This is a genomic window from Streptomyces sp. NPDC088194, from assembly GCF_040702025.1.
Lineage (GTDB): Bacteria > Actinomycetota > Actinomycetes > Streptomycetales > Streptomycetaceae > Actinacidiphila.
This window is the reverse complement of record NZ_JBFBIV010000063.1, coordinates 45,332-51,365: the sequence shown is the minus strand read 5'-3', so window position 1 is coordinate 51,365 and position 6,034 is coordinate 45,332. Positions and strand designations below refer to the sequence as shown.

The window sequence follows — 6,034 nt, the reverse complement described above, 5'->3', positions numbered from 1 at the left end:
CGGGGGCAGCAGAGCGCGGGCGGTCGGTAATCCGGTGTCGGCCGGGAGCCCGGCCGTCGATACTCGGATATGTGTTCATGACGATCACTGCCACCAAGCTGGGCCGGGAGATGCGGCTCGCGTCCACCCGGACCGGCCGCCAACTGCTCGACCTGGCCCGGGAGGTCTTCGACCACCCGGAGATCGGCGCGCACTTCGAGCGGGTCCGCGGCGGTGCGGCGCCCGGCACGCAGGCGGTGGCCGCCGGGATCATCTACGCGGCGGCGGGCGTACCGCTGCGCCAGGCCGTCGTCTCCGACCTGTTCGCGTTCTGCGCGAGCTTCGCGGGCGCGGCCCTGCGGCTGCGGCTGACCGACCACCGCAAGGCGCAACTGCTGCTGCGGCGGGCCGCGCCCGTCATCGAAGCCGCCGCACAGGCCGCGATGCGCCGCGAACTCGCCGACGTCGGGGCGACCGCCTTCGCCTCGGACGTCATGTCGGGCCGCCACGAACGGGCCGAGGCACGGCTCTTCGCGAGCTGACCGGCCCCCGCCCGCCGGCGCCCACCGCCGGCCACGCCCACCACACACTCCAGGGAGCACCGTGAACGACAACGTCCTGCGGATCGGCATCGGCGGACCCGTGGGGTCGGGGAAGACCGCGCTCATCGAGGCTCTGGTGCCGGTGCTGATCGCCCGCGGCCACCACCCCTCGGTGATCACCAACGACATCTACACCCAGGAGGACGCGCAGCACGTCCGCCGCACCCTCGACGGCATCCTGGCGCCCGAGCGCGTCGTCGGCGTGGAGACGGGCGCCTGCCCGCACACCGCCGTACGCGACGACCCGACCATGAACCTCGCGGCCGGCGCCGAGATGCTGGAGCGCTTCCCGGACACCGACATGCTCTTCTTCGAGTCCGGCGGCGACAACCTCACGCTGACCTTCAGCCCCGCGCTGGTCGACCTGTTCCTCTTCGTGCTGGACACCGCCGAGGGCGAGAAGATGCCCCGCAAGCGCGGCCCCGGCATCACCGACTCGGACCTGCTGGTGATCAACAAGATCGACATCGCGCAGTACGTCAGGACCGACATCGGCGTGATGGAGGCCGACGCCCACCGGGTCCGCGAGAACCGCCCGGTGGTGCTGACCGACTGCCTCACCGGCGTCGGCATCGACGACATCGCCGGGTACCTGGAGTCCCGCCGCAAGGTGCTGGTCTGACGTGCGGGGCGCCCCGGCCCGTCCCCGTCCCGACCGGCTCGCCCCCGGCTACTACAGCGCGGCCCGGGTCCCGCCCGAGGTGGTCGGCCCGTCGGGGGCGCCCGACACGCTGCCCGCCGGCTCGGCGGCCAAGGTCGGCATCCTCGACCTGGCCTTCGCGGTGCGGGGCGGCCGCACCGAACTCGTCGAGCGCTACCAGAAGACGCCGCTGCAGATCATGCGGCCGCTGTGGATCGACCCCGAACTGCCCGGCATGAGCTACGTCTACCTGATGGCCACCGGCGGCGGCATCGTGCAGGCCGACCGCTACCGGATGGACGTCCGCTGCGGCCCCGGCACCCAGGTGCACCTGACCACCCAGGCGGCGAGCAAGGTGTTCAGGACGGAGTACGACTACGCGACCCAGCTCGTCCGGCTGACCGCCGAGGCCGGCAGCTACGTGGAGTACCTGCCCGACCCGGTGATCCCGTTCCGGGACTCCCGGTTCTACCAGCGCACCGAGGTCACCGTGGCCCCCGGCGCGACGGTCCTGCTCGGGGACACCCTGACCGCGGGCCGGCTCGCCCGGGGCGAGCGCCACCAGTACCGGGCGCTGGCCACCGACCTGGTGGTGGCCCGGCCGGACGGCACGCTGCTGGCGATCGACACGCTCCGGCTGACCTCCGGCCGGGACGGCGACGTGCCCGGCGGCGGTCCCGCGGTCTTCGCCGGCGCCGACCACGTCTCGTCGTTCTTCGTGGTCACCGACCTGCGGCCGGCCGCCGAGATCGCCGACACCCTGCACGAGGCGCTGGCCGGCCTCGGGGTCCGGTACGGCGCCAGCGTGCTGCCGCGGGACTGCGGCGCCTGGGTCCGGCTGCTGGACAGCGACCCGATCAGGGTCGCCGCGGCCCGTACCGCCGCGTGGCACCGCGTGCGCGAGCTGCTCACCGGCCGTCCGGCCCCCGACCTGCGCAAGGCGTAGCGACGGTACGGGCCGCGGCGACGGTCCGCGCGCGGCGCAGCCCCCATCCGACGATCCGCACCCCGCCCCCTGTGAGGTAACCCGTGAGGTACTCCCTGTGAACGTCGCTCCCGCGCCGATGCCGCCCGCCTACAACTCCGGTGACACCGCGTGGCTGCTGGCCGCCACCGCCATGGTGCTGCTCATGACGCCGGGGCTGGCGTTCTTCTACGGCGGCATGGTGCGCACCCGGCACATCCTGATGATGATCAAGATGAGCTTCGCCGCGCTCTGCTTCGGCACGCTCGTCTGGTGGGCGATCGGCTACACCCTGGCGTTCGGGCCGGACGTCGGCGGGGTGGGGCTCATCGGGAACGTGGACCACGCGTTCATGCGCGGCATCGGGCTGACCACGCTGAGCGGGCACATCCCCACATATGTCTTCAGCACCTTCCAGATGGGCTTCGCGATCATCACGGTCGCCCTGATCAGCGGCTCCATCGCCGACCGGGCCACCATGAGGGGCTGGCTGGTCTTCGTGGTGCTGTGGCTGCTCATCGTCTACGTGCCGCTCGCCCACTGGGTGTTCGACCCGGACGGCTGGATCGTCCGGCACCTGGGCGCCCTCGACTTCGCGGGCGGCCTGCCGGTGGAGCTCAACTCCGGGGTCTCCGGGCTCGCGGTCGCGCTGGTGCTGCGCGCGCCGCGCGACTTCGCCCGCCGGGAGGAGCGGCCCAACAACATCCCGCTGGTGGTGATCGGCGTCGCCCTGCTGTGGTTCGGCTGGTTCGGCTTCAACTCCGGCTCGGCGCTGACCGACCAGGGCGCGGCGGCCGGCGCGTTCATCAACACCCAGCTGGGCGCGGCGGCCGCGATGGTGACCTGGCCGCTGGTCGAGAGGTGGCGCACGGGCACCGTCACCACCGTGGGCGTGGTCTCCGCCGCGGTCGCCGGCATGGTCGCGATCACGCCCGCGTGCGGCGAGATCAACACCCTCGGCGCGGTCATCACCGGTCTGGTCACGGGCGCGGTGTGCGCCTTCGCCATCACCCTCAAGTTCCGTCTCAACCTCGACGACACGCTCGACGTGGTCGGGGTGCACGGGGTCGGCGGGCTGATCGGCCTGATCATGGTGGGACTCCTCGCCACCGCGCGGGTCAGCGGCAAGAAGGGCCTGTTCTACGGCGGCGGAGGGGGCCTCCTGGGCCGCCAGGTCGTGGCGATCCTCGCCGTCATGGCGTTCTCCTTCGTCCTCACCTGGATCATCGCGAAGGCGGTCGACCTGACCGTCGGGTTCCGCGCCGAGGAGGAGTACGAGAAGGTCCCCGGGCAGGAGCGGGAACGCGCGTACGACTTCCAGACCGCGGAGCGGCTCGGTGCCCTGGTCTCCGGCAAGCCGGTCTCCAGCAACGACGAACTCGTGCGGCAGATCGCCACGTTGCTGCGGGCCCGGAAGGAGTCCGACTGATGGGGCCGGGCGGAGGGGCGCGCGCGTGGCCGCGTGGGCCGGGTGCGCGCGCGGGCCGTGGGCCAGGCGGTCGGGTGGGTCCGGGGCCGGCGGTCGCGCCGGGCGGGCGGATTGGCGGGGGCGGCCACGAGGCCGGGCGCGCGGGTTGGCATGATGCCTAAATGAGCCGAAACCGCCGAACCGCCTTCCGGTCGTCCCGAGCCTCACGCGCCACCCGGGCGATCGCGGTCGCGGCGGCCCTCACCGCGTGCGCCACGGCCTGCACGCACTCCTCCGGCACGTCCCACGCGGCGCCGTCGCAGGCCCCGACGACGGACACGCCCGGGCAGGTCACCGTGCACGAGGCCGACGTCGATCTGACCATCACCGACGCCGTCGCCCACCTCGACAGCGCGGGCAACGGCACCCTGACGATGGCGGTCCGCAACGACAGCGGGGTGCCCGAGCACCTGGACATGGTGGGCACCCCGGACGCCGGTCGCGGCGCCATCGCCGGGGCCGGCAAGAGCGGCGCCCCCGGCTCCCTGATGGACGCGGGGATCTACCTGCCCGACGGCACCACGGTGACCTTCGGCGGCACCGGCCCGACCGTCACCTTCAGCGCGGTGCACGGCGTCACCGCCGCGCACACGCTGCCGCTGATGCTCCAGTTCGGAGTGGCCCGCCTGGTCCACCTGTCCGCCCGCGTGGTCACGACCGGCTGACCCGCGGGGCCCCGGGTCCGCGGGTCGCCGGGTCCGCTGATCGGCAGAAGGTGCCGGCGGTTCGTGGACGCTCCGGGGTGTTGGACGGCGGGTGCGCGGTGGTGCGAAGCTCGCGTCATGACTGAGACCCTGCGGCCGCCCCCTGAGGGGTTGTTGCTCGCCGCGGCCGCGGAGAGACAGGGCCTGTCCGGGCGGATGGTCGCCGCGCGGACCGAGGTGAGCGCGGCGGTCGCGAAGAAGCTGGGCTACTCCAAGCGGAAGCTGAGCGAGCCGTGGTGGCGCTGCATCATCAAGGGCTTCCAGTCGGTGAACCGGACGAAGGTGGCGTACCGCGGCACCGGTGAGACCGTGGCCCGCTTCGCCCACGCGGTGGGGGCGACCGCCGAGGACCTGACGGCCGCCGGCCGCGCCGACGCCGCCGACGCGGTCCGCGCACTCGCGGCCGTGCTCGCCCTGGAGGAGAAGGAGCGGCGCGACACCGCCGCCGCCCGCCGGATCTCCGGCAATCCCGCGCGGGTCGAGGAGCGCTGGCTGATGCTGGAGCCGGTGCTGCGGCAGGCGCCCGTCGGCCTCGACCCCTCCGATCGGGACGACCTACGCGGCCGGATCGACGGCCTGCTCGCGGAGAGCCCCCAGTGGCAGCCGGTGGACGGGGACGAGGACGCCCCGCCGCCGCGCGCCGCCGCCGCGCAGCGGAAGCGCACGAAGCGCGGGTAGTGCGGGTAGCGGACCGGGCCCAGAGCCCGTCACGTGACGGCAACGGCGACGGCGATGGCGACGGCGCTAGGGGATCAGGACCACCTTGCCGAGGTTGCGGCGCTGCTCGATGAGGGCGTGCGCCCGTGCCGCTTCGGCGAGCGGGATCTCCTCGTGCACCGCGGTGCGCAGCGTGCCCGCGTCGCGCAGGTGCCAGAGCTCGCGCAGCCAGCGGCCGTAGAGTTCCGGTCGGCCGAGGGCGACGGCTCTCATCTGGAAGCCGATCACCGAGGCGCCGCGGACCAGGAGTTCGTACGCCTCCACGGTGCCGCCGCCGGAGCTGAAGGCCACCAGCCGGCCGCCCGTCGCCAGGGTCCGCACGGCGGGGCCGAGCAGGTCGCCGCCGACGCCGTCGAGGATCGCGTCGAACGGGCCGCCCCAGTCGGCGTCTTCGTACCGTACGACCTCGTCGGCGCCCATGCCGCGGACGAAGTCGGCCTTGCCGGCGCTGCTGACGGCGGCGACCACGCGTCCGGCGCCGCCGGCCCTGGCGTACTGGAGGGCGAGCGTGCCCACCGCGCTGGCCGCCGCCGTGACCAGGACCGACTCGCCCGGCGCGACCCGCGCGGCCTCGTACGCGCCGCGTGCGACCAGCCCGCTGCGGACCAGCGCGACCGCCTCCACGGCGCTCGCGCCGTCCGGCACGCGGGACGCCATCGCGGAGTCGAGGACCGCGTACTGCGCGTAGGCGTCGGCGAAGCACAGCCCGGTCACGCGCTCTCCGACGCGGAAAGCCGTGGCTCCCGCGCCGACGGCGACGACCTCCCCGGCGACCTCGCCGCCGAGCGGGACGGGCTCGGCGCTCTCCCGGAGCTTGCGCACGGTGGGCAGGGTCACCCCGATCGCCTCGACCCGGATCAGCACCTCTCCGGCTCCCGCCTCGGGGCGCTCGACCTCCTCGGCGGACAGCACCTCGGACCCGCCGTTCGCTTCATGGCGCATGCGCAGCAATGGACTCCC

The 6,034-nt window shown here is 73.9% G+C and carries 6 protein-coding genes and 1 pseudogene; 6 read left to right on the top strand and 1 reads right to left on the bottom strand.

Annotated elements, in window-relative coordinates; translation table 11 throughout:
• Window positions 1-83: 83 nt before the first annotated feature.
• The 6 genes and pseudogenes from AB0399_RS28640 to AB0399_RS28615 form a co-directional block, all read left to right on the top strand.
• Window positions 84-521 (top strand): annotated as a pseudogene (locus AB0399_RS28640) (urease accessory UreF family protein); the annotation flags it as partial.
• Between the two features lie 61 nt (window positions 522-582).
• Window positions 583-1,203 carry an urease accessory protein UreG gene (gene ureG / locus AB0399_RS28635; protein WP_328466242.1) on the top strand — a complete coding sequence of 207 codons (621 nt, stop codon included), beginning with the start codon at window positions 583-585 and terminating at the stop codon, window positions 1,201-1,203.
• A gap of 1 nt (window position 1,204) precedes the next feature.
• Window positions 1,205-2,167: an urease accessory protein UreD gene (locus AB0399_RS28630; protein ID WP_366413320.1), complete on the top strand. Its 963-nt coding sequence runs from the start codon at window positions 1,205-1,207 to the stop codon at window positions 2,165-2,167.
• A gap of 97 nt (window positions 2,168-2,264) precedes the next feature.
• Complete coding sequence (locus tag AB0399_RS28625; RefSeq protein WP_329367347.1) at window positions 2,265-3,614, top strand: ammonium transporter; 1,350 nt, start codon at window positions 2,265-2,267, stop codon at window positions 3,612-3,614.
• A 161-nt stretch (window positions 3,615-3,775) separates the two neighbouring features.
• A complete protein-coding gene (locus AB0399_RS28620; protein ID WP_329367349.1) occupies window positions 3,776-4,318 on the top strand; it encodes a hypothetical protein in 543 nt (180 codons plus the stop codon).
• Window positions 4,319-4,435: 117 nt separating this feature from the next.
• Window positions 4,436-5,035: a hypothetical protein gene (locus AB0399_RS28615; RefSeq protein WP_366413319.1), complete on the top strand. Its 600-nt coding sequence runs from the start codon at window positions 4,436-4,438 to the stop codon at window positions 5,033-5,035.
• 66 nt (window positions 5,036-5,101) lie between these two features.
• Here AB0399_RS28615 and AB0399_RS28610 read toward each other — a convergent pair whose 3' ends face one another.
• Window positions 5,102-6,025, bottom strand: a complete 924-nt coding sequence (locus AB0399_RS28610; RefSeq protein WP_366413318.1) for a zinc-binding dehydrogenase — start codon at window positions 6,023-6,025, stop codon at window positions 5,102-5,104.
• Window positions 6,026-6,034 lie beyond the last annotated feature (9 nt).

Bases quoted from the DNA above. Each gene is read 5' to 3' on its own strand.
- AB0399_RS28620 (WP_329367349.1), top strand. From the start codon at position 3,776: ATGAGCCGAAACCGCCGAACCGCCTTCCGGTCGTCCCGAGCCTCACGC.
- AB0399_RS28615 (WP_366413319.1), top strand. From the start codon at position 4,436: ATGACTGAGACCCTGCGGCCGCCCCCTGAGGGGTTGTTGCTCGCCGCG.